Below are 24,102 nucleotides of genomic sequence, written 5' to 3'. Positions count from 1 at the left end.
CGACGACCATGAAAATCATATACAAAGTAATATGCCTGACATTTTCCTTTTTCCTGACGGTCTCATGCGGTGAAAAATTTCTGGATGTTTCCCCAACCGACAAATTATCGGACATGACTTTCTGGAAAACAGAAAAAGATGCTGAAATGGCACTTGCAGGCATCTATAACAAATGGGAAGAGCATACGAACATACTTTGGTGGGACCTGATGACCGATAACGGGTTTTCACAGTATGCGTGGGACAACGTGCAGGTTTTAGGCAACGGACAAGCCAATGCATCCAATTTTGGCAAGGATTACTTTAACTATACGCTGATCAGAAAGTATAACCAGTTTATTGAAAAAGTGCCGCAGATTGAAATGGACGCGCAGAAAAAAGAAAAAATGCTGGCCGAAGCCCGCTTTCTGCGTGCTTACGATTATTTCCGGAAAGTGCAGTTCTATGGCGACGTACCGCTGGTGACCGAAGTAATTGAAAATCCTGAAGATGCCAAAATCGGTAAAACGCCGAAAGCAGAAGTTGTCAGTTTTATTCTGAGCGAGCTGGATGCGGTTTCCAAAATTCTTCCGGCTGAAAACATGCGTCAGTCGGGCGGCCATGTAACGAGCGGTGCCGCGCTGGCTTTGAAAGCAAGGCTTGAATTGTATGAAGGCAAATATGCCGATGCCATGGCGGATTCCAAAAAAGTGCTGGATATGGCCAAGAACGGAGTTTACAAGCTTTATCCGGATTATTTCGGATTGTTCCAGGTTGAAAATGAAAGCAATAATATGGAGTCCGTGCTGGAAATTCAGTATATTAAGGACACGTATGCCAATAACATCTGGCAGCATATTCTTCCTTCCAAGGAAGGTGGCTGGTCGTCCATTTCGGCAGTCCAGAGCATTGTGGATGCGTATGAGATGAAAGATGGAAAAACAATCACGGAATCAGCGCTTTACAATCCTGACAAACCGTTTGAAAACCGCGATCCGCGCCTGGGAATGACTATTCTGTATTCCGGGGCAAAGTATAACGGCAGATTTTTCAACACGCTGGATTTGTCAAGCCCTGATTTTTACCAGAGTGCGTCGGCGCCGAAAAGCGGCTATAATGTGCTGAAATATACGACCATCGTTCCGGAAGCATTGCTGAACAACGGCGACGCCAATGTGATGGTGATCCGGCTGGCGGAAGTGCTGCTGACTTACGCGGAAGCTGCCATTGAATCCGGCCAGATTACCGCGGATGTTTATGACGCGATGGATATGATCCGGGCACGCGCCAAAATGCCGGCAGTGGACAGGACGGTTTACAACACGCAGGCAAAGCTGAGAGAACTTGTCCGCCGGGAAAGAAGAATCGAGCTTGCATTTGAAGGGCTGCGCTACTGGGATATAAAGAGATGGGATATTGGCGCACAGGCTTTGAACGGCCCTGTTTACGGATCGAGGCTTGGAACGATGAACAATGCAACGGGCGTCGTAACGTGGAACGGAGCAAAAATCAAAGTGGAAGACAGGGTTTTTGTGGCCAACCGCAAATACCTGCTGCCCATTCCGCAGGCCGAACTGGATGCTAATCCGGCCATTGAACAGAATGCAGGCTATTGACGCCGGATTGACAATTACGGCTTGCAAATGCAACCGGACATAAGTAGGTAATCAAAAGTGAATTCTTTTTGTTGTTTGATATACAACAAATTAGCGTATCAATAAGCACTTTTGGTTCGTTAAAAGTACAAGGGTTAATGAATGGAATCATGAACAACAGAATATTGATCGGCCTTGGCGTGCTGATCGTCTTCGTATCTTCCTTTTCATGGATTCAGAACTGGTTTGGCCATCAAGTAGATTACAATACGGAGGTCAAGCCGATTCTGAACAAGCATTGCATGAGCTGTCATGGCGGAGTGAAAAAGGCCGGAGACGTCAGTTTTCTGTTTGAGCATGAAATGCTGGAACCGGGCAAATCCGGCAAAATACCCGTTGTACGCGGCCATGCCGAAGAAAGCGAAATGATACGCCGCATCCTCAGCAATGATCCGGATGAAAAAATGCCAAAGAATGGCACTCCGCTGAACGACGATGAAATCAGTATTCTGAAAAAATGGATCAATGAAGGTGCAAAATGGGAAACGCACTGGTCTTACAAGCGCATTGAAAAACCCGAAGTGCCTGCTTCGGGAAATATCTGGAATTTGTACGGACTGTTTGATTCTGAAAATAATAGCTGGATCAAAAACGAGATCGACTATTTTGTTCTTCAGAAATTGAAGGAAAAGAAACTGGACGTTTCTCCGGAAGCAGATAAAGCAACCCTGATCCGGCGCGTTAGTCTGGATATAACCGGTTTGCCGCCCACGCAAAAGGAAGTACATGATTTTCTGCAGGACCAATCGCCGGATGCATATGAAAAAGTAGTGGATCGCCTGCTGAAATCGCCTGCATACGGGGAAAGATGGACTTCCATGTGGATGGACCTTGCGCGTTATGCTGATACCAAAGGCTATGAAAGCGACGGCGGCAGAATGATGTGGCCTTACCGCGATTATGTTGTCAGATCATTTAATGACGACAAACCGTTTGACCGGTTTACCATTGAACAGCTGGCGGGCGATTTGCTGGAAAAAGATCAAGAAGGTTTTCCCAAAGAACAGAACCTGATCGCCACGGCTTTTCACCGAAATACGATGACAAACAACGAAGGCGGAACCGATGACGAAGAGTTTCGTACTGCCGCTCAGATTGACCGCGTAAATACAACGTGGGAAGTATGGCAGGGAACAACGTTTGCATGCATTCAGTGTCACAGCCATCCGTACGACCCGATTCCGCATGAAAATTATTACAAGTATATGGCGTTTTTCAATAATTCCAGAGATGAAGATGTCTGGGACGAATGGCCGAAACTGCGGTTTTACAAAGGAGAAGATTCAGCGCGTGTAGAGCGCGTAAAAAGCTGGATCCGGAAATACGATCCAGAACAGATTGCAGAAAAAACACAGTTCATGCGTGTCATGGAACCCAAGATCAATGCCCATAACTTTGTAAAAGGCGATCAGTCCACGGCGCTGCTGATTTCCTATTACGGCGTAAAAGATAAAGGCAATGCAAGGATTTCCAATGTTGATCTGACCGGAGTCGAAAGCCTTGTGATCAATATGTCCACAAAGGCTGAGAATGCCGTCTTAAGTTTTCATCTGGATAAACTCGACGGGCCTGTAATTTCCACGATTAAAGTGCCGGCGCGGGATACCGTCTTGATAGCACCTGTTTCCAAGGTTTCCGGAAAGCATGATGTTTATCTTTCATTGAAAAGTCCGAAATCACCTGAAGAATGGCTGAGAATAACATGGATTTCTTTTCAGCAGGCACTGCCAGGCGCAGAGCAGCCGGATTACAAAAAAATCGTAGCTGATTATGCATCTGTTCTGACAAAATCTACTGAAAGTATGCCGGTAATCTGGGAAGGAAAAGATGATTTTGCGCGGAAAACAAATGTATTTGTAAGAGGGAACTGGATGGTGAAAGGAGCGGAAGTGAAGCCGGACGTTCCAAAGCTGCTGGCACCAATGCCAAAAGATTATTCCAGAGACCGGCTCGGACTAGCCAGATGGATTGTAAGCCGTGATAATGCACTTACCGGACGCGTGGTTGTAAATCGCTTCTGGGAACAGCTTTTCGGCCGGGGCATTGTGGAAACGGTTGAAGATTTCGGATCGCAGGGCAGCGAGCCTTCACATCCCGAACTGCTGGACTGGCTTGCCGTGCAGTTCATGGAACAGGATCACTGGAGTGTGAAAAAGCTTTTGAAAAGAATTGTAATGTCGGCTACGTACCGGCAAAGTTCAAGATCGGACAAGGAAAGAACAGAGAAAGATCCGTATAATGTCTGGATTTCACGCGGCCCACGCGTACGGTTAAGTGCAGAACAGGTCCGCGATCAGGCACTGGCGTGCAGCGGACTTATTTCCAGAAAAATGTACGGCCCGAGCGTCATGCCTCCGCAGCCGGACAAAATATGGCAGTCGCCTTACAGCGGCGAAAGCTGGGTTGTAAGTGAAGGGCCGGACCGTTACCGCAGAGGCATTTATACGTACTGGAAACGCACGGCGCCATATCCTTCCATGACCACTTTTGATGCGCCGAGCCGGGAATTTTGCCAATCCAGAAGAATACTGACCAATACACCTTTGCAGGCATTGGTTACGCTGAACGACCCCGTTTATCTGGAAGCAGCCGAAAAACTGGCATCGACAATGAAGAAAAGGGGAAAAACGCCGGAACAGCAGCTTTCGGAAGGATACCGCATGCTTACTTTTCAGCCGATTGCACCTAAAAACCTGAATGTGCTTGTAAAAATTTACAAAGAAGCATTGGGTGTTTACCAAAATAAACCGTCGGAAGTGGACAGCATCCTGACTTATGCCAAAGAAAAATCACCTGAGCTGGCTGCACTGACGGTTTCGGCCAATGTATTGCTGAATCTTGACAATGTAATTACAAAAGAATAGGCAGGATAAATGTTTTTACAAAATCCGGCTCATTTATAAATGACAACGAAATGGAAAAGCTACTGAAAGAACTTCAGCATGCAGATTTGCACCGTCAGACGAGGCGTCATTTTCTGCAGTCCGCAGGATTTGGATTGGGCGCTCTGGGTTTGGGCTCTCTGCTGGGTTCGTGTGACAGTTCCGGCAAAAAAACGATTGGTGAACAGACTGCCCAAGCCCGGATTCCTCAGTTTGCACCGAAAGCCAAGCGTGTGATTTACATCCATATGGCCGGAGCGCCTTCGCAGCTTGAACTATTTGACTACAAGCCGGAACTGGAAAAATATCACGGCAAAGATTGTCCGGCCGAGTTTCTGGAAGGTAAAAAATTTGCTTTCATTCAGGGCGTTCCGAAAATGCTCGGGCCGCAGGGAAAATTTGCTCAATACGGACAATCCGGCGCGTGGATGTCCGATTATGTTCCTTATCTGCAGACCGTCGCCGATGAAATTACGTTCATGAAGGCGATGCATACGGATCAGTTCAATCATGCGCCGGCGCAATTGCTGATGCATACCGGAAGTGCGCGGCTCGGACGGCCAAGCCTGGGCGCATGGGCCGTTTACGGACTTGGTTCCGAGAACCAGAATTTACCCGGATTTATCGTGCTGGCATCGGGCGGAAGGCAGCCAGACGCAGGTAAAAGTGTTTATGGAAGCGGGTTTCTGCCTTCTGTTTATCAGGGCGTTCAGTGCCGTACAGGCGGCGATCCGGTTTTGTATGTAACCGATCCGAACGGGATGAACCGCAACATGCGCAAGCAGACCATTGAAGCAATTAATGAAATCAATCGTCAGACTTACGAAGATGTTCAGGACCCGGAAATATTAACGCGTATCAGTCAGTACGAAATGGCGTTCCGCATGCAGATGTCGGTTCCGGAAGTCATGGATGTTTCCAGAGAGCCGCAGTTCATTATGGATATGTACGGTGTGAAGCCCGGCGAAGGAACATTTGCCATGAACTGCCTGCTTGCCCGCAAACTGATTGAAAATGACGTCCGTTTCGTACAGCTTTTTGACTGGGGCTGGGACGGGCATGGAACTTCCGCCGGCGACAATGTGGAAGGGGGACTAAGGAACAAATGCTGCTTGTCCGACAAGCCGATTGCCGCATTGATCCAGGATCTGAAAATGAGAGGATTGCTGGAAGAAACGCTGATTGTGTGGGGCGCTGAATTCGGAAGGACGCCGATGCAGGAAAACCGCAACGGATTAGTAATGCCGTATATGGGCCGGGATCATCATCTGGATGCATTTACGATGTGGATGGCCGGCGGCGGCGTCAAAAAAGGCTTTTCGCACGGACAAACGGATGAACTGGGTTATTACGGCGTAAAAGACCGCGTGCATGTGCACGATCTGCAGGCTACAATCCTGCATTTGATGGGCTTTGACCATGAAAAATTCACTTATCCTTTCCAGGGAAGAAATTTCCGGCTTACCGATACCGCAGGAAAAGTCGTAAAAGAAGTAATTGCCTGAATCTGAAAGGATGTGTTTAAAGAACTAACTTGAAAAAAACGTTTTAAATATAAATCACAGTGATTTAACTAACGGCTTGTTAATGGGAAACGAATATGTAAAAGCATTCCGGATGCAGTTGAAACCGGGTTATGAAGCAGAATACAAAAAGAGGCATGATGAAATCTGGCCGGAACTGGCTGAACTGCTCAAAAATGCCGGCATACGGGAATATTATATTTTTCTGGATGAAGAAACACTCGCGCTCTTTGCGTTTCAGAAACTCGGAGAAAATGACAGTACCGCAGACCTTGCCTCTTTGCCGATTATGAAAAAATGGTGGGATTACATGGCCGGCTTGATGGAAGTAAATGACGACAATTCACCTAAAACCGTTTCCTGCCCGGAAATTTTCCGCCTGTAATACAGTCTACTTTTATGTTTTTTATTAAACCCTAACTTTTGAATCTTAAGCATGCCATATCCTTTTTTGCAAGCTTCCGGCTGGGCAATATTTATTGGAAGATTTCATCCGGTTTTTGTTCATTTACCCATCGGATTTATAATCCTGGCTGCATTGCTCGAGATCGGGCGGCGTACGGGTAAGGTAAACATAAGTCAGTCAGCTATTTCATTCATTCTGTTTTTATCGGCGATCGGTGCAACGCTGGCTTGCATAGCAGGCTATCTTTTATCCCTGGGCGGAGGTTATGATGAAGAGCTGCTCAATGACCATAAATGGCAGGGAATAGGCGTGGCTGCATTCGCCTGGATTGCATGGCTGGTAAAATCGGAGCTTTTGAGAAGGTTTGTACCATTGCTAACAAAGATTTATATCCCTGCATTTGCCATTTCGCTTCTGCTTACCATGACCGCCGGGCACGATGGCGGATCGCTTACACACGGCGAGGATTACCTCACGCAGTACATGCCCGCGCCGTTGCGGAACATAGCCGGCTTACCGCCTGCCCAAGAACAGGTTATTGAAATAAAGCCGATTGCAAATATTCAGGAGGCAGTTGTTTATAAGGATATTGTTCAGCCGATCCTGGAAATGCGCTGCGTACAATGCCATAATGCCAGCAAACAGAAAGGCGACTTAAGAATGGATCAGCTTGCGCTGCTTCAGAAAGGCGGGGAAAGCGGTCCGGCATTCATTGCCGGAAAAAGCGCCGAAAGTGACATGATCAAACGTTGCCTGCTTCCGGAAAGTGACGACGATCACATGCCTCCGAAAGGAAAGCCGCAGCTGACGAATGAACAGATTGCATTGCTTTCCTGGTGGATTGATCAAGGTGCTGCCGCAGATAAAAAAGTAGCCGAGCTGAAAGCGACGGAAGAAGTAAAAAAAGCATTGACGTCACTTGGCAGCGGACAAAGTTCGGGAAACGAAGCGACATCCACATCAATGGTCCTGAACGTGAAAGTGCCTGCGGCCAGGGAAACGGATATGGAAGCTCTGAGAAAAGCGGGCCTGATCGTGAATGCAGTATCTCAGGACTTGAACCTGCTGGAAGTAAGTGCGGTAAACGCACCGAACTTTGACGATAAGCAAATTGCATTGCTGTCGAACGTTTCGGAGCAGATTGCCTGGCTTAAACTGGGTAAAACCAAAATTTCGGATGCAGGTTTAAAAGCCATTTCGGGTTTCAAAAACCTCAGCAAATTACATCTTGAGCATACAGCGGTAACAGACGCGGGTTTGAAGGAGCTGAAAAATTTGCCGTCGCTGGAATATCTCAATCTTGTTGATACAAAAATAAGCGACGCCGGTCTGGAAAATATTGCTTCCAAGAAGGGGCTGCGATCCGTATATGTATGGCAGTCTGCAGTGACGGACAGCGCAGTAAGCCGTGTAAGTAAACGCCATCCGGAAATCCTGATCGTGAATGGCATGAATGAAGCTGCAATCTCGAAATTTCTAAAAGCCGGAGATTCAACAGCATTGAAAGCCACGGCAAAAGCACCTTAGTTAATCTAATAACTTATTGATATTCAAGATCTATTATTTTAAAAAATGAACCGCCGCAATTTTATGAGCACCGCCTTAGCAACCGCAGGAGTTTTAACAGGCTTTGAAGCCATCGCCGATGCGCATGCGGCGCCGTTCCGGTTTGAAAATAAACTGTCTTTAAAAATACTGGGCACAAACTGGGGCTACGAAGGCACAACGGATTCCTTTTGTGCCGCGGTTAAAAAAGAAGGCTATGACGGCATTGAAATGTGGTGGCCGTCATCAAAGGAGAAGCAAACCGAACTGTTTTCAGCATTGAAAAAATATGATCTGGAAGTCGGGTATCTGTGCGGATCGGGAGAAAGAGACTATGCGGTTCATCTGAATGCTTTCAGAAAATCGATTAATGAAGCAACGACGCAATTTGACAAAAAGCCTTTGTACATAAACTGTCACAGCGGAAAAGATTTTTTTACTTACGAACAGAACAAAGCTTTTATTGACCATACGACCGAAGCTTCTGCCAAAAGCGGGATTCCGATTTACCATGAAACGCATCGCGGACGTATGCTTTTTGCAGCGCATATTACGCGGAATTTTATAGAGAAAAATCCTGAACTGAAGCTGACGCTGGATATTTCACACTGGTGCAATGTGCATGAAAGTTTGCTTCAGGATCAGCAGGAAACGGTTCGCTTCGCGCTGTCGCGTGTTGGTCATATACATTCCCGGATCGGCCATGAAGAAGGCCCGCAGGTAAATGATCCGCGTGCGCCGGAATGGGAAGCGGCTGTGAAAGCGCATCTTGGCTGGTGGGATGCGGTTGTGGAGCAGAAAGTCAAAAGCGGTGGAACGCTTACGGTTTTAACGGAATTTGGCCCGCCCAATTACCTTCCGACGCTTCCTTATACCAATCAGCCGCTTGCAGACCAATGGGCGATTAATGTGCATATGATGCATTTGTTCAGAAAAAGATATATCCGGTAAGCGGTGCGGATTGTCTGTTGTTAAAACGGTATTTTCCATAACTTGCAGCTTTGCTAAAAACCGGCTTGACTCATGAAAAATGCACATTTTTTGATTGCACAAAGCGAAACCGACATCCGGAAGTCATTCCTCGGATCTTTCATCGCATATATTGACGGCAAAAAAGCGGCTTCCATAAAGGATTTTCATGAGCAGATTGCCGCTGCCATGCAGTTTCCGGATTATTCCGGCAAAAATCTGGATGAGCTGGATGAAATGCTTAATGATCTGGAATGGATCAAGGAACAGAAAGTGATTATTTACATTGACCATTCTGCTGAGTGGCTTTCCAGAGAAAAGTCGGAAGAAAAAATCCTTTCGGTTATAGACATGCTTGATGCAACCGCAGAAGACTGGAAATGGCTGGATGAAGAGGAGGAAGGCGTTTCCAAAAAGGAACTGAACATCATTTTTCAGGATTCGCAGCGCATCCGAACATTACTTCAGGAACAGGAAATTCCGTTCGGCGTTTTCAGCTAGCTGCAACCGGTTTTTGACCAATATCTTTTTTCCACTGAACATAACCGATAACGGCAAGCGCAAGAAACACTGCGTACAAAATAGCGGTGAGATGCAGGCTTTTGTAAAAGTACATAAATACATAGCAGGCATCCGCTATGATCCACAAAATCCAGTTTTCAAGATACTTCCTCGCCATCATCCATTGCCCGATCAGACTGGCAACGGTTAACGCGGAATCGGCATAAGTAAGACTTGCATTGGTAAAGCGGCCTAATAGATAGCCCCATAGCAGGGTAGCAGTTATAAAAACAGCTCCGAAGATCAGATATAACCGGGCCGGCGTTCGGGTTACCCGAATACCGTCATGGCTTTTTCCTCCGAATTTCCATATCCACCAGCCGTAAATGCTTGTCAGAAAGTAATATCCCTGCAATCCCATATCGGCATACAGCTGCACCTGCCAGAAAACAATTGCATATAATATCGCATTGACGATGCCGAAAAACCAGCCCAGCACATTCTGGCGCGTATTCAGATAAACACAAACGGCTCCGGTCAAAAATCCAAGAATTTCAAGATAAGTAGTTGCAATGCCGCCAAGAGAAACGGTTTGGTTGAGCCAGTCTGTCATGTATTGGGAATGTAAATTGTAAAAATAGAGGTTTAAGAGTTTGCAGGCTCCTGAAGAGCTGTTTGTTTGTAGAAAAAAATGCGGCGAATGTTATATGGCTCCTGCGGAGCCGCCTGTTTCTAGGAAAAAATGTGAGGCGTTTGATTTGGAGGCTCCGGAGGAGCCCTCTGTTTGTAGAAAGAACGTGTGGCGAATGTTAGGCGGCTCCGCAGGAGCCTCCTTTTTCCATTACACTTACATGCACTGGCTATAAACAGGGGGCCACTCCGTGGCCGAACCCTGCACATCCATATTAAATTTGCTTCTGTAAATCCTCTCTTTTTACGAAAATGTTTTTCAGATTATTTTTGTTAGTAAATAGCAATGGTACAAACAAAATTGAATAAACCATTGTTGTTCTTTTGCCGGTCCGGGGGAAATCCTGAAACGGCTTTTTGCGTTTACATTCACTGCGGCTAAGTTCGCTTTATCATAGAAAATTGCTTGGAAGTTAAAGACTTATTAAAACTGTATGGCGGCGATAGTTATCTCGATATCCTCATCTCGCAGATAACATCCGATAGTCAGGACGCTGCTCATGTGCAAATAAAAGGACTCGTTGGAAGTCTGGATGCCGTTATAGCTGCTTCCATTCAGCAAAAAAAGAAAGGGCCGGCCGTTTATATTTTGAGCGATCGGGAAGAAGCTGCTTATTTTCAGAACGATCTGCAGAACCTGATTGGCAAAACGGAGGTATTATTTTATCCGACATCCTACAAAAGGCCGTATCATTACGAAGAAGTGGATAATGCCAATGTACTGATGCGCGGAGAAATCCTGAACAAACTGAGCATTGCCAAAACGGGACCCATTCAGATCGTGACGTATCCGGAAGCATTGTTCGAAAAGGTGATCAACAAGCGGTCGCTGAAAGCCAATACTTTTTCCGTAAAAGTCGGTGAAAAGCTGGATCCTTCGTTTTTGACCGAATTTCTGACGAGTTATGGATTTGAAATAACCGATTTTGTTTTTGAGGCAGGACAATTTTCGGTTCGCGGAGGAATTCTGGATGTCTTTTCGTTTGCGAGTGAGCATCCGTTCCGGATTGAGTTGTTTGGAGACGAAGTCGAAAGCATTCGTTCGTTTGACCCGGATACGCAGCTTTCGATTGAAAGCGCCAAACAGATCAACATTGTCCCCGACATTCAGCAAAAGCTCTCGCATGAATCCCGCGAATCGTTTCTGAATTTCTTTCCTGCAGAAACGGTATTGTGGTTCAAGGATGCCGATCTTACGTTTGAAGTAATTGAAAAATGTTTTGAAAAAGCCGAAAAAGCACTCGAAGAAGTGACAGGCGGCGGTATTCAGATCGTCTCCAATCCGCAGGATCTTTTCGAAACGCGCAGAGGATTTCTGAATCAGGTCAAGAAATTCAAAACGGTGGAGTTTGGGAAAAGGTCTTATTTTAAAACCGAAAACAAACTGCCGTATTCCTCCAAACCGCAGCCTTCTTTCAACAAGGATTTCAAAAGGTTGCTGGACGATCTGTCAGAAAATCAGTCCAAAGGATATATCAATATCATTGTTGCGGAACAGCCCAAGCAGCTCGACCGCCTGGAAAGGATTTTTGAAGATCTGGACCCGTTTGTGAAATTCAGGCCCATGCATATTTCCCTGCGGGAAGGATTTGTGGACGACAACATGAAAGTAGCCTGTTATACGGATCACCAGATTTTTGCCCGTTTCCACAAATACCGGTTAAAGGAAAAATTCAGCAAGTCCAAGGCGATTACATTAAAGGAACTGAAATCTTTGCAGCCCGGCGATTTTGTAACGCACGTAGATTATGGCATTGGCCGCTTTGCCGGCATGGAGCGAAAAGATGTGAACGGCCGGGAACAGGAAGCAATCCGGCTTATTTACCGCGATAATGACCTGCTTTATGTAAGTGTGCATAACCTGCATAAAATCGCCAAATATACGGGAAAAGAAGGCACACCGCCTGCTATGAGCAAACTCGGTTCAGGCGAGTGGGAAGCTAAAAAGTCCAGGGTAAAGAAGCAGCTCAAAGACATTGCGCACGAGCTGATTGCCTTGTATGCCAAACGCCGGCAGGCACCTGGCTTCCCGTTTTCTCCCGACAATTACATGCAGGCCGAACTGGAATCCTCCTTTTTATATGAAGATACGCCCGACCAGGCCACGGCAACTTCCAATGTGAAAGAAGATATGGAAAAAGCGCATCCAATGGACCGGCTCGTTTGTGGCGATGTCGGTTTTGGTAAAACGGAAATAGCGATTCGCGCTGCATTCAAGGCGGTTTGTGACAGCAAACAGGTTGCCGTGCTCGTGCCGACGACAATCCTGGCCATGCAGCATTTCAAAACATTCAGCGAGCGTCTGAGCGATTTTCCTGCAAAGGTTGGTTATATCAACCGGTTCAAATCTGCGAAGCAGATCAAGGAAACTCTGAAAGAAGCCGAAGAAGGAAAAATCGACATTCTGATCGGAACGCACCGGATTCTGAACAAAGACGTCAAGTTCAAGGATTTGGGGCTTTTGATTGTCGATGAAGAACAGAAATTCGGTGTGAAGGCCAAAGACCGCCTGAAAGAAATGCGCGTAAACGTGGACGTGCTCACACTGACGGCTACGCCGATTCCAAGAACGCTGCATTTTTCTTTGATGGGTGCAAGGGATCTTTCCGTCATTGCTACGCCTCCGCCTAACCGTCAGCCGGTAACAACGGAAGTGCATACGTTCAGCGAGGAATTCATCCGCGATGCGATCAGCTTTGAAGTACAGCGCGGCGGACAGGTATTTTTTGTTCATAACCGGGTCAATGACATTGAATCCATCGCCAATATCATCCTGCGCCTGGTGCCCGATGTACGAATTGGTGTTGCACACGGGCAAATGGACGGCGACAAGCTGGAAAAAGTCATGGTCAATTTCATTGAAGGCGAATACGATGTGCTGGTTTCGACCAATATTATTGAGTCCGGAATTGATATTGCTAATGCAAATACGATCATCATTAATTCGGCGCATATGTTCGGTTTATCCGATCTGCATCAGATGCGTGGCCGCGTTGGCCGTTCCAACCGGAAAGCATTCTGTTATTTGTTGACGCCTTCGGTATCCACGCTGGCAAGCGATTCGCGCAAGCGGTTACAGACGCTGGAAGAATTTTCAGAACTTGGCGACGGCTTTAAAGTAGCCATGCGGGATCTGGATATCCGCGGTGCCGGAAACCTGCTTGGAGCCGAGCAAAGCGGTTTTGTAAACGATCTTGGTTACGAGTTATATCACAAAATGCTGGACGAAGCCGTTAGCGAATTAAAAAATAACGAGTTTAAAGACCTCTTTTCAACGGCACTCGGCTTGCCTCAGAAACTGGTTCCGGATTGTCAGATCGAAACGGATTTTACAACTTTGATTCCGGACGATTATGTTAAAAATATTTCGGAAAGACTGTCGTTATATACCCGCCTTGACAATGTGGAAAATGAAGAAGAGCTGAGCAAATTCGAGCAGGAGATTCTGGACCGTTTTGGTCCCGTTCCGCATGAAGTGGAAGATCTTCTCAGAACGGTGCGGTTGCGCTGGGAAGCTGAACGTATGCATTTTGAAAAATTGACGCTGAAAAACAATACGATGAAAGGCTACTTCGTTACTTCGCAGAACGATGCATTCTTTCAATCGCCTAAGTTCGGACAAGTCATTGATTACATTAAAAAACATCCGAAAAAGATCGCTTTAAAAGATCAGAAAGGCAAATTGATGTTGATTTGTGAAGAAGTAAAAAGCATTGATCAGGCCAGAAATATTTTGATGGAAATGATCAATAATTGATTTATAAATTATAATTTCGATTCATTTCATACATTTGCGGATTCGCATACTATTAAAATACCAAAACACTTAAGTTACTTTAAAGCAATGATTTGCATGCAAAAGATGGGTATCCGGTCGATCGCGTTGGTTCTGATTGTGTTATTAGCGGCTACTTCATGTAGTAAAAACAAGAAACCGACGAGCCTTAAACCAGGTAAAACCAGTTCCAAAACAGGATTGGCTTACAATGGTAAAGACGGCTTTGAGGTAAAACAGTACAAAGCATTGCCTGCCGGTCCTGACCTTGTTTATATTGAAGGAGGCCGGTTTACAATGGGTTCTCTGGAAGAAGATGTAATGAGCAGAAGGGATAATCCAAAAAGAACGGTAAGTATTCAGTCTTTTTACATGGATCAGACCGAAGTAGCCAACGTTCACTATCTGGAATACCTGAATGCGGTTCAGCGCGATTCTTCCGAAGAATTTTACAACAAGGCTCTTCCCGATACCAACGTATGGTTCAATGAATTGTCTTTTAACGATTCCTATGTCACCATGTACCTTCGTCATCCCGGTTTCCGTTTGTATCCGGTTGTGGGCGTATCATGGGTTCAGGCCAATGATTATTGCGAATGGCGTACTGCGGCAGTAAGCCAGGCTAATAATACAGCAGGTGCGGCGGCAGCGGCCGGAGGAAAGAAAAGAGGATTGTCTTTTGGTAAAAAGAAAAAAGAAGCTGCTCAGGCAGAAGCGGTTGCAACTACACAAGCTGCTCCTCAGCTTAGAATTGAAAGCGGATACGTAATGCCTCCATACCGCCTTCCGACGGAAGCAGAATTTGAATACGCTGCCATTGCGATGATCGGAACGCAGTATTCGGATGAAAATCAGTCCAACTCAAGAATTTATCCCTGGGACGGCTCAACCATGCGCCAGCCGCGTGGCCGTAAACAGGGCACCATGCTTGCCAACTTCAAACGTGGTCCTGGTGATTACGCGGGTATTGCAGGAAAATCCAATGACGGCGCTATTATTACACAGGAAATACGTTCATATCCGGCCAATGACAATGGTCTTTATGACATGGCTGGAAACGTTAGCGAATGGGTATATGACGTTTATCGTCCGCTTTCAAACAATGACGTAAATGACCTGAACTCTTTCCGTCGTGACGGATATCAGGATGAAGCAAAAAGTTATGATACCAAAAACAACAATTCGCTTGTAACCGATAACCTGAGAGTTTACAAAGGCGGTTCCTGGGCGGATGTTGCTTACTGGTTGTCTCCCGGAACACGTCGTTACATGGATCAGGATTCTGCAACAGCTATGGTTGGTTTCCGTTGTGCCATGATCGCGACCGGAAGTCACAAAGAATAACAGCATATATTATTATTGAAGCCGTTGTCCGTTCGGGCAGCGGCTTTTTTTATTTCAGTGTTTTGCCAGTGCAATGGTAAGAATATAGAATTCCATGCATCCGGCAGTTTTCAATGCATGGACGCATTCTTCCAGCGTTGCGCCTGTTGTCAGAACATCGTCCATAATAATTACGCTTTGGACTGTTATTTCTGTTTTGACTGAAAATACACCTTTCACATTTTCACGCCTTTCCGTTTTTGACTTTCCGGTTTGAGTGGCCGTATGCCTTGTGCGGCTCAGTATTGTTCCGGACCATGGAATGCCGGTTGCATTGGAAAATCCTTCTGCAAGCAAGTCACTTTGGTTATAGCCTCTGCTTTTCTTCTTCTTTTCATGCAATGGCACGCTGATAATCAGTTCTGCCGGGGGAAGTATGCCGGAAGCTGCCATTTCTTGCCCGAACATAAATCCCAGCATCAAGCCAACTTCCTTGACGCCCTTGTATTTCAGCGCATGAAGCAATTGCTGAACTTTGCCTTTTTTGGTAAATAACAAAAAGGAATGTGTTGAAACAATTTCCGGAGTGCCTGCAAATTTGAAATTCATAGCTTCGCTGTTTAGTCCGTCAGCTTCAATTCTGGGAAGTAAAATCCGGCAGGAAGTACATTTAGTTTCTTCATTTCCAATGAGTCCGTTGTGACAGGCTTCGCAGTTTTTCGGAAATATCAAATCAACAAAATCGTGCAAAATGTCCTTAATGCGCATATTTAGTAATATCTATGAATGAATTTCGAGGCGACTCAATACCTTTACAGAAAAAATAATCGGGAATGACAACGCTGATCGTTAATGCACTTGTAGTAAATGAAAACACTATTCAGGAATCTGACGTATTAATCCGGAATGGTCACATCGAAAGGATCGGAAAAGATCTGCAGCATTCAGAGGCTGACCGCGTCATTGATGCTGGCGGCAAATACCTGATGCCCGGCATTATTGACGATCAGGTGCATTTCAGGGAACCCGGATTAACGTATAAAGCCGATATTCATACGGAATCGAAAGCGGCAGTTGCAGGCGGTGTAACTTCTTTCATGGAAATGCCGAATACCGTTCCGAACACGCTGACACAGCAACTGCTGGAAGATAAGTACCAGATTGCTTCTGAAACGTCGTTCGCCAATTACTCCTTTTTTATGGGTGCTTCCAATGACAATTACGACGAAGTAATGCGTACGAATCCGGCGGAAGTCTGCGGCATCAAGATCTTCATGGGGTCTTCAACGGGAAATATGCTCGTGGATGCGCCGCAGGTTCTGGAAAAGTTATTTGCAAATGCGCCATGCATCATTGCAACGCATTGTGAAGACGAGCCGACTGTACGGCAGCGTATGGAATTTTTTAAAGGCAAATACGGCGAGAATGTTCCTTACAACATTCATGCACTGATCCGGAATGAGGAAGCCTGTCTTAAATCATCTTCCTTTGCAACCTCACTGGCGCACAAGCATAATACAAGACTGCATATCCTGCATATTTCAACAGGTGACGAAGTATTCCTGTTTGAGCCGGGAATTAGAAAAGACGGCAAAATTCTTTTGTCCGACGGGAATCCGAAATTGGTAACGGCCGAAGCCTGCGTGCACCATTTATGGTTCGATGCAGAGGATTATCACAGTTTGGGCAATAAAATAAAATGCAATCCGGCAATCAAGGCACCGCATCACAAAGAAGCTATTCTGCAGGCTGTTCTGGACAATCGCATTGATGTAATTGCTACGGATCATGCACCGCATACGATTGCGGAAAAAGCACAGCCTTACTGGCAGGCACCTTCCGGACTGCCGCTTGTGCAGCATACATTGAATGTGATGCTGGAATTAAGTAAAACAGGAAAAATTTCTTTAGAAAGGGTTGTAGAAAAAATGAGCCACGCCGTTGCAGACTGTTTTCAGATCAAAGACCGGGGTTATTTGAGAGAAGGATACTGGGCCGATCTGATTCTGGTGGATACCAATGCAGCGACAAAAGTGGAAACGTCCAACATTTATTCCAAATGCGGCTGGTCTCCGTTTGAAGGAACCAACTTCCAGTCTGCCGTTACGCATACTTTCGTTTCAGGTAATCTCGTATTTGAAAACGGCATGTTTGATGAAGCAGGAAAAGGAAAAAGATTACAATTTGATCGATAAGTAATCGTAATAATTCTGAATGATATTCAGATCTCCTTCTGTCCAGTCAATGGAAGGCAGTTCTTCGGGATTTAGCCAGAGAACCTGCTCGTGTTCGGTTAACGTAATTACATGAGAGCGGAGCCTGCATACGAATGGGACAAGAACGATTTCACGCCAGCCCTGATCCTTCACCGTAACCGGGAGCTTGTGAATGATTTCGATTTCTACATCCAGTTCTTCCCTGATTTCACGGATAAGACCTTCTTCGTCAGTTTCTCCTTTTTCCAGCTTGCCGCCTGGAAATTCCCATTGGAGCGGGAACGATAATGCTGCGCTACGCTGACCTGCCAGTATTTTTCCTTCATGTTCAATCACAGCACAAGGCACTCTCACTACTAACTTTTCAGAAACAAATACTTCAATCATAGAGGCAGTTACAGTAAATTTTACCGCAAAAGTACTACATCAATTGTTAATATACATTTAATTCTTAAAACAAGATTGTATTTTTTTGCTAAAACAATTCTCCGGAACGATGGCGCGGAAGTATTCCTAAGTGCTTGAAAGCCTTCTCGGTAACTTCCCGGCCGCGCGAAGTTCGTTTCATATAGCCTTCCTTGATCAGAAACGGCTCATATACTTCTTCAATGGTTTCTGCTTCTTCTCCGCAAGCCGTCGCAATGGTGGAAATTCCGACAGGGCCGCCTTTGAACTTTTCTATGATTGTGCTTAAAATCCGGTTATCCATTTCATCCAGACCATTCTGGTCAACGTCCAGTGCCTGCAAAGCCATTTCAGCAATCGCAACGGTGATTTTTCCATTTCCTTTCACCTGTGCAAAATCACGTGTGCGGCGAAGCAAGTTATTGGCAATCCTCGGCGTACCACGGCTTCGGCGAGCGATTTCATAAGCTGCATCTTCGTCCAGCGGCGTTCCCAGAATAGCCGCCGAACGTCTTAGAATAGTTGCCAGAAGCTCAGCATCATAATATTCAAGACGGGCATTAATGCCGAATCTGGCACGCAATGGCGAAGTCAGCATACCTGCACGCGTAGTAGCGCCTATAAGCGTAAACGGGTTCAGACCGATCTGAATGCTGCGCGCATTGGGCCCGCTGTCGAGCATGATATCAATTTTATAATCCTCCATGGCTGAATAGAGATATTCCTCCACAATGGGATTCAGGCGGTGGATTTCATCTATAAAAAGGACGTCGTGCTCCTGCAAATTGGTCAGCAGACCCGCAAGATCGCTTGGTTTATCCAGAACCGGGCCGGAAGTAATTTTTATTCCTGCACCGAGTTCATTGGCTACGATGTTGGATAAAGTTGTTTTTCCCAGCCCTGGAGGGCCGTGCAGCAAAACATGATCCAGCGCATCACCGCGCTGGCGTGCAGCCTGAACGAATATTTTCAGGTTTTCAAGAATTTTGTCCTGTCCTGTAAAATCATCAAAGGTCAGCGGACGCAATGCACGTTCGATTTCCTTTTCCGTGTTGGAAAGCTGTTCTTTATCTCCGGACAGATAATCCTGGCGCATAATAGTTTGTAAAAATTAACAGGTATTTGCAGCTTTCAAGCTGCAAATACCGAAATGATTTTAATCAAAAATAACGAATTTTATCCGTAAAAAGAAGGATCAGCGAATGATCATTACAGAGCCGCGCTTTACATAAGGAGCGCGTTCCGGGTAGTACTGGCTTTCATATGAAAGCACATACGGGTAACTTCCCGGCTGTACTTTCACACCTTTGTAAGTCCCGTCCCAGCGGTCTTCAATGTTGTTTGTAGCATAAATGACTTCTCCCCAGCGGTTATAAATCCGGATCGAGAAATTGGTATAATAAGCTCCGAAAATTTCCAGAATTTCGTTATGGCCTTCTCCGTCCGGCGTAAATGCATCCGGAATAAAAAACCGCGGTTCACATCTGTCAATGACATTGGTTGTCTGTTGGGCAACGCAGCCTTCTTTATTAGTTGCCTCTACGGTATAAGTACCTTCCTGATTTACAAGGACCGTTCGCGTTGTGTCTCCGGAATGCGGCCAGTTATAGGATAATGGCCCCTGACCATTGGCGTCCAGCACAACGGATTGTCCGTCCGGAATACAGATGGCATATTCGGGCGCAAGGTTAATGATCGGCGAAGGCAGTTCACCAACCTGAATCGTGTCGGAATTGAAGCAATCATTTCTGTCTTTGACAATGACAAAGTAGGAGCCGGGCTGGCCAACTGTGATACCTCTGGTCTGTTCGCCAGTACTCCAGTTGAACTCAATCCATCTTTCACTTTGTACGGACAAGAGTATGGAGCTGTCGCGGCACAAGGTTGTATCCGGCCCAATTGAAAATGCAGGTGGCTTGCGGAGTGTTATTTCAATGGTATCGGCTGAAAAACATTCGCCTTCCGGACCATTGAACGCCACTGCAATGTATCTTCCTGTTGCTACTGCATTGTAGGTCTTCTGCCTTCCTACAACCCTTCCGCGATGGATCCAGGCATAAACCTCGGCCTGCACATTCATGTCCAGCGGAACAAAATTGCCGCAGGTATCTTTATCCGCGCCCAGATTAATCTGCGGCGGCGTTTCATAAATGGTTACTTCCTGAACAATCGTCGTATCCTTGCACTTGTTGCTTGCCCGCAGCGCAACCATGTACGTTCCCGGTTCAGAATAAGTATAAGTAGCCTTTTGCTCTTTGGAAGGAGCGGTAAAATTGCCGTTTCCAAGAAAATCCCATTGATACGAATCTTCTATCGGGTCACAAATGGGGCTGGCCTGGAATGTCGTCGGTTCATTGGTACAAAATCCATCCGCTTCAAAACCGGGTCCGGACGATTCCTGCGTAAAATCCTGAACCATATTCGGCAAACCCAGCTTACTGACTTTCCCGCCCAGATTAACGCCGTCTCTTTCGTAATCCACGCCGGTCAGTGAATTTCCTTCCGGCTCGCCAATAACGGCCAGATACTCGCTTCCTTCAATGGCCATGTAAATTTTACCGTCGGGAGCAAACTGCAGCGCACCGAAATTACGGGTGGCCGAACTGTCAATGGTGATGGCCGTTTCTTCCAGAAGGCTGTCGGGCAGAGTAAGGTCAAATTGCTTTAAATAAGAACTTGCTCCGTTTCCGCCTTTAAAAGAAATATACATTTTTTCACCGCTTGGTGAAAATTCAATACCGTATGCCGTAGGTGGCGCAGGCCCGAGATCAATGGTTTTGTCATAAGTGAGAACGCCCGTCGAATCGTTGAAACTAAAAAGCTCTACATAATTCTGAGGCGGTCCGGGCACAATCACAGCCAGTCTGCGCTGGCCGGTCGTACTGTCCGGAGAGGAAAATTTCATGTAGCCTTCGGCTTCGGTCGGCGTATCGTGCGGCATACCCAGTTCCGGTGCGCTTGTTTCCACTAGTCCGCCTGTTGTTGCATGAAAAATCCGGAATTTATTGGTCCCGTAATCATGAGAAATAACCCAGTAAGTACTGTCGCGATCGTTACGGGCTGAAACGATCCGTTCGGTTGTAGGCTGCTGCAAGGTTGTATTTTGTTCAATAATAGCGCCGAGGCCATTGTTTCTTCGCATATCGACAACACTTACCGTCAGAAGCTTTTCGCCGTTGATATCTGAAGTTGTAAAAACATTGAATAAATACTCGCAGCCTTTACAGGTCGGTTGCGGCACAATGAGAACGGATTGCGTGGAATTCGGGCTTCCTTTCAACGGCGCGCAATTCCCCGGTGAAAAGCACGGCATGACATCCCCGTTCTTGTTCCAAACTGTAATCCCGTCAGAGTAAAACAGCAGCTGACCTTTGGAGTTGGCAATGGCCGACGTTCCTTCAGGTGTGTTCAGCTTTCCGTCTGTTATCGGCGTTGGCGGGCTGTTCGAAAAATCAAGACCTGCATTTCCGCCGAAAAACCATTTGGCACCTTCCTGATTGGCCGGTTCCATACAGATTTTGACATTCACACGATCCTGTATTTTACAGCCATTTGGTAAAATCACTTCTACGGAATAACAGCCCGAACTGTCCACATTCAGCGTTTGTGTCGTGTCGCCTTTTGGGTACCAGACAAATTTTGCGCCCGGAGGTGCTCCGTTCGGGTAAGGGTCCAGAATAAGCGTATCGCCGGGGCAAATCGTCGTATCCGTTTTCCATTCCTGAAATGAAGGCGGCAGTTCACCGATTTGTACAACTTTTGAAACTATTTCTGTACCTCCGCCAGCTAGTGTACGCGTAAGTGTTATTGTAAATGATCCCGGTGCAAGATAGGAATGCTGCGCATTGCGGCGTGTATCCGTAGCGCCGCCTTCTCCGAAACTCCATTGCCACGCAACGGCTGTACTCAGCGTATCCCTGAAAGAAGTCGAGTCGGCCTGGCAATCCGGATTCTGCATGCACTGACCTTCTACAAGAAACGGAACCTGTGCTTTTACTGATACTGCTGAAAGCAATAAAAGAAAGAAAGCGGAATAAAATATTTGTTTGTACTTATTATAAAATCGCCCCATGTTTCGTTACTTGTTCAAACACCCCTGTCCACCACATTTGATATTCAGCTTACCCGACATTACTAACGAAAATAAAATATTAAAATTTTGTGCGGTAATGTCGTTAAAAGCACTCTAATTTGAATATCGATACGCAATTTGATGATATTTTGTGAATTTAATTTTGTAATTGTTTTTTGCCTGTTATCTAACCGCTTTTGAAGTGCGGTATTCCATAAAAATTTATGACCAAGCGTTTACTTTTCCTGTTTATACTGACACTGTCCGGCCTGAAAGGTTGGAGTCAGGACCCGCAGTTTTCCCAATTTTACGCCAATCCGCTTTACCTTAATCCTGCATTGGCGGGCGGTGCATTGGCACCGCGAGCTACGATCAATTACCGGAACCAGTGGCCGTCACTTTCAGCGAATTTTGTAACAACGACGTTTGGCGCAGATGTATTTCTTCCCAATTACAACAGCGGGCTCGGCGTGCTTGTAACCATGGACAGCCAAGGTTTGGGAAACCTGAAATCAACGGACTTGGCCTTGCAATATTCCTATCAGATTCAGCTGAACGAACTGACATCTTTGCGGCTCGGCATTCAGGGTGGGTTTGCTTCCCGCACACTCGATTATTTCGGGCTGACGTTCGGCGATCAGTATGACAACGGCGGACTTACCGGAAATCCTTCCGAAGATCCGTTTGCGCAAGGAGGCCCCAATGTTTTTTATGCAGACTTCGGAACAGGTGCAATGCTGTATTCGGATTGGTACTGGGCCGGGGTTTCAGCACATCATTTAAACCGGCCAAATCAGGCTTTTTCATCTTTGTCCGAAGCGCGTTTGCCGGTAAAAGCCAGTCTGCAGGCCGGTTTGAGGATTCCATTTGCCGGTTATACTTTTCTGGGTGATGAAATTGACAAGGAAAAAACGATTTCACCTGCAATCATGTACAAAAAGCAGGGCAAATACGATCAGTTTGATGCCGGCATGTACGTAACCATTGAACCGCTGGTTCTAGGCGCATGGTATCGCGGTATTCCTTTTAAAAAATATGAGCAAAACATAAACAATCACGAATCGCTGGTCTTTCTTGCCGGTTTCCGACAGGATAAGTTTTCAATCGGTTACAGTTATGACCTGACGATTTCAACTTTGGGCGCAAGCAGCGGCGGCGCGCATGAAATTTCCTTGTCGTACGTGTTTGCTCCGCTTGATCCCAAACCCAAACGCCACAAGAGCAGCAAGAGACAGCTTTCCTGTCCGAAGTTCTGAGCTTAATCAGTTCAATGAATTTAGGTATGATTTTTTTGGGTAAACGAGCCGTTCAAATGTCTTTGTTTATTTCAAAAACTATCCATAATGTATAATTTGTTGATTTCCATGATTAAGTTTCCCAAACTAAACCTTATCGTTACACTTTTCTTTTTAGCGGTCACCTTAAATGCCGTTGCAGCGAAGCCAAAAAGAGAGTATTATGAAATAAAAATGTACCAGCTGAAAGGGCCGGAACAACTTGCACGTGTAGAAAGCTATTTAAAAGATGCCTACATTCCTGCCATGCACCGTGTAGGTATCAAAAATATCGGTGTTTTTATGCCCGTTGAATCGGATACATCCGCAGGAAAACTGATTTACGTTTTTACGCCTTTGAAATCACTTGATCAGCTTGTGTCACTTCCGAAAACATTGGAAAAAGATGCGGCTTACCTTTCAGCCGGAAAGGATTACATTGATGCCGAGTACAAAAATCCGCCTTACGTACGCATTAAATCAACGATTCTGCAGGCTTTTGAAAAAGCGCCCATGATGAAAAAACCGAACCTGACATCACCGAAAAGCGAGCGTATTTACGAGCTGAGAAGTTATGAAGGCCATACGGAAAAGATTTACCGCAATAAAGTGAAAATGTTCAATGATGGCGATGAAGTGGGTATCTTTGACCGTCTGGGTTTCAATGCCGTGTTTTATGCAGAAGTTATTGCCGGCGCAACCATGCCGAACCTGATGTACATGACCACATTTTCGGACAAGGCTTCCCGCGATGCACACTGGAAATCATTTGGTGACGATGCGCAATGGGGGAAAGTAAAGTCCATGCCTGAATACCAAAACAATGTTTCAAAAAATGTAACGCTTTTTTTACATCCGGCTGAATATTCCGATATCTAGTCAGTCCA

At 45.9% G+C, this 24,102-nt stretch carries 17 protein-coding genes; 12 read left to right on the top strand and 5 right to left on the bottom strand.

The window, feature by feature from the left end:
• The first annotated feature begins 8 nt into the window (after positions 1-8).
• The 7 genes from FEM55_RS21165 (at position 9) to FEM55_RS21135 (ending at position 9,460) form a co-directional block, all read left to right on the top strand.
• Positions 9-1,595: a RagB/SusD family nutrient uptake outer membrane protein gene (locus FEM55_RS21165; RefSeq protein WP_138283382.1), complete on the top strand. Its 1,587-nt coding sequence runs from the start codon at positions 9-11 to the stop codon at positions 1,593-1,595.
• Between the two features lie 149 nt (positions 1,596-1,744).
• Positions 1,745-4,498, top strand: coding sequence for a DUF1553 domain-containing protein (locus FEM55_RS21160; protein ID WP_138283381.1), 2,754 nt, complete (start codon positions 1,745-1,747; stop codon positions 4,496-4,498).
• A 50-nt stretch (positions 4,499-4,548) separates the two neighbouring features.
• On the top strand, positions 4,549-6,021 hold the full coding sequence (locus FEM55_RS21155; protein WP_138283380.1) for a DUF1501 domain-containing protein: 1,473 nt from the start codon (positions 4,549-4,551) through the stop codon (positions 6,019-6,021).
• 82 nt (positions 6,022-6,103) lie between these two features.
• Positions 6,104-6,424 (top strand): L-rhamnose mutarotase, encoded by a 321-nt coding sequence (rhaM, locus tag FEM55_RS21150; protein WP_138283379.1) that lies wholly within the window; start codon positions 6,104-6,106, stop codon positions 6,422-6,424.
• Positions 6,425-6,475: 51 nt separating this feature from the next.
• Positions 6,476-7,972: a c-type cytochrome domain-containing protein gene (locus FEM55_RS21145; protein WP_138283378.1), complete on the top strand. Its 1,497-nt coding sequence runs from the start codon at positions 6,476-6,478 to the stop codon at positions 7,970-7,972.
• A gap of 63 nt (positions 7,973-8,035) precedes the next feature.
• A complete protein-coding gene (locus tag FEM55_RS21140; protein ID WP_229209366.1) occupies positions 8,036-8,941 on the top strand; it encodes a sugar phosphate isomerase/epimerase family protein in 906 nt (301 codons plus the stop codon).
• A 72-nt stretch (positions 8,942-9,013) separates the two neighbouring features.
• Entirely contained in the window at positions 9,014-9,460 is a 447-nt protein-coding gene (locus FEM55_RS21135) for a barstar family protein (RefSeq protein ID WP_138283376.1), read from the top strand.
• On the opposite strand, the gene pnuC is transcribed toward FEM55_RS21135, so the two are convergent.
• On the bottom strand, positions 9,453-10,073 hold the full coding sequence (gene pnuC, locus FEM55_RS21130; protein WP_138283375.1) for a nicotinamide riboside transporter PnuC: 621 nt from the start codon (positions 10,071-10,073) through the stop codon (positions 9,453-9,455). The two genes, FEM55_RS21135 and pnuC, sit on opposite strands and share 8 nt — an antisense overlap.
• 483 nt (positions 10,074-10,556) lie before the next feature.
• Between pnuC and mfd the strand changes: the two genes are divergently transcribed.
• Positions 10,557-13,907 (top strand): transcription-repair coupling factor, encoded by a 3,351-nt coding sequence (mfd, locus tag FEM55_RS21125; protein WP_138283374.1) that lies wholly within the window; start codon positions 10,557-10,559, stop codon positions 13,905-13,907.
• 96 nt (positions 13,908-14,003) lie between these two features.
• Positions 14,004-15,269, top strand: coding sequence for an SUMF1/EgtB/PvdO family nonheme iron enzyme (locus FEM55_RS21120; protein ID WP_138283373.1), 1,266 nt, complete (start codon positions 14,004-14,006; stop codon positions 15,267-15,269).
• 54 nt (positions 15,270-15,323) lie between these two features.
• Here the strand turns inward: FEM55_RS21120 and FEM55_RS21115 are convergent, their stop codons facing one another.
• The gene (locus FEM55_RS21115; RefSeq protein ID WP_229209365.1) at positions 15,324-15,857 is read right to left on the bottom strand and encodes a ComF family protein; all 534 of its coding nucleotides are present in this window, start codon (positions 15,855-15,857) and stop codon (positions 15,324-15,326) included.
• Positions 15,858-16,081: 224 nt separating this feature from the next.
• On the opposite strand from FEM55_RS21115, the gene FEM55_RS21110 reads away from it, so the two are divergent.
• Positions 16,082-17,443: a dihydroorotase gene (locus tag FEM55_RS21110; RefSeq protein ID WP_138283371.1), complete on the top strand. Its 1,362-nt coding sequence runs from the start codon at positions 16,082-16,084 to the stop codon at positions 17,441-17,443.
• Here FEM55_RS21110 and FEM55_RS21105 read toward each other — a convergent pair.
• The 3 genes from FEM55_RS21105 to FEM55_RS21095 all read right to left on the bottom strand — a co-directional run bounded on the left by FEM55_RS21105 (position 17,426) and on the right by FEM55_RS21095 (position 21,884).
• Entirely contained in the window at positions 17,426-17,851 is a 426-nt protein-coding gene (locus FEM55_RS21105) for a (deoxy)nucleoside triphosphate pyrophosphohydrolase (protein ID WP_138283370.1), read from the bottom strand. The genes FEM55_RS21110 and FEM55_RS21105 overlap by 18 nt on opposite strands.
• 88 nt (positions 17,852-17,939) lie before the next feature.
• A complete protein-coding gene (gene ruvB / locus FEM55_RS21100; protein WP_138283369.1) occupies positions 17,940-18,965 on the bottom strand; it encodes a Holliday junction branch migration DNA helicase RuvB in 1,026 nt (341 codons plus the stop codon).
• Between the two features lie 99 nt (positions 18,966-19,064).
• Positions 19,065-21,884 carry a PKD domain-containing protein gene (locus FEM55_RS21095; RefSeq protein ID WP_229209364.1) on the bottom strand — a complete coding sequence of 940 codons (2,820 nt, stop codon included), beginning with the start codon at positions 21,882-21,884 and terminating at the stop codon, positions 19,065-19,067.
• Between the two features lie 281 nt (positions 21,885-22,165).
• Between FEM55_RS21095 and FEM55_RS21090 the strand changes: the two genes are divergently transcribed.
• Entirely contained in the window at positions 22,166-23,197 is a 1,032-nt protein-coding gene (locus FEM55_RS21090; protein WP_138283367.1) for a PorP/SprF family type IX secretion system membrane protein, read from the top strand.
• 108 nt (positions 23,198-23,305) lie between these two features.
• Complete coding sequence (locus tag FEM55_RS21085) at positions 23,306-24,094, top strand: NIPSNAP family protein (RefSeq protein WP_138283366.1); 789 nt, start codon at positions 23,306-23,308, stop codon at positions 24,092-24,094.
• The last annotated feature ends 8 nt before the right edge of the window (positions 24,095-24,102 follow it).

The sequence above is a fragment of the Dyadobacter sediminis genome (assembly GCF_005860765.1).
GTDB classification, from domain to species: Bacteria; Bacteroidota; Bacteroidia; order Cytophagales; family Spirosomataceae; genus Dyadobacter; species Dyadobacter sediminis.
The sequence above is the reverse complement of the archived record's forward strand: the minus strand, read 5'-3'. Positions and strand labels throughout refer to the sequence as shown.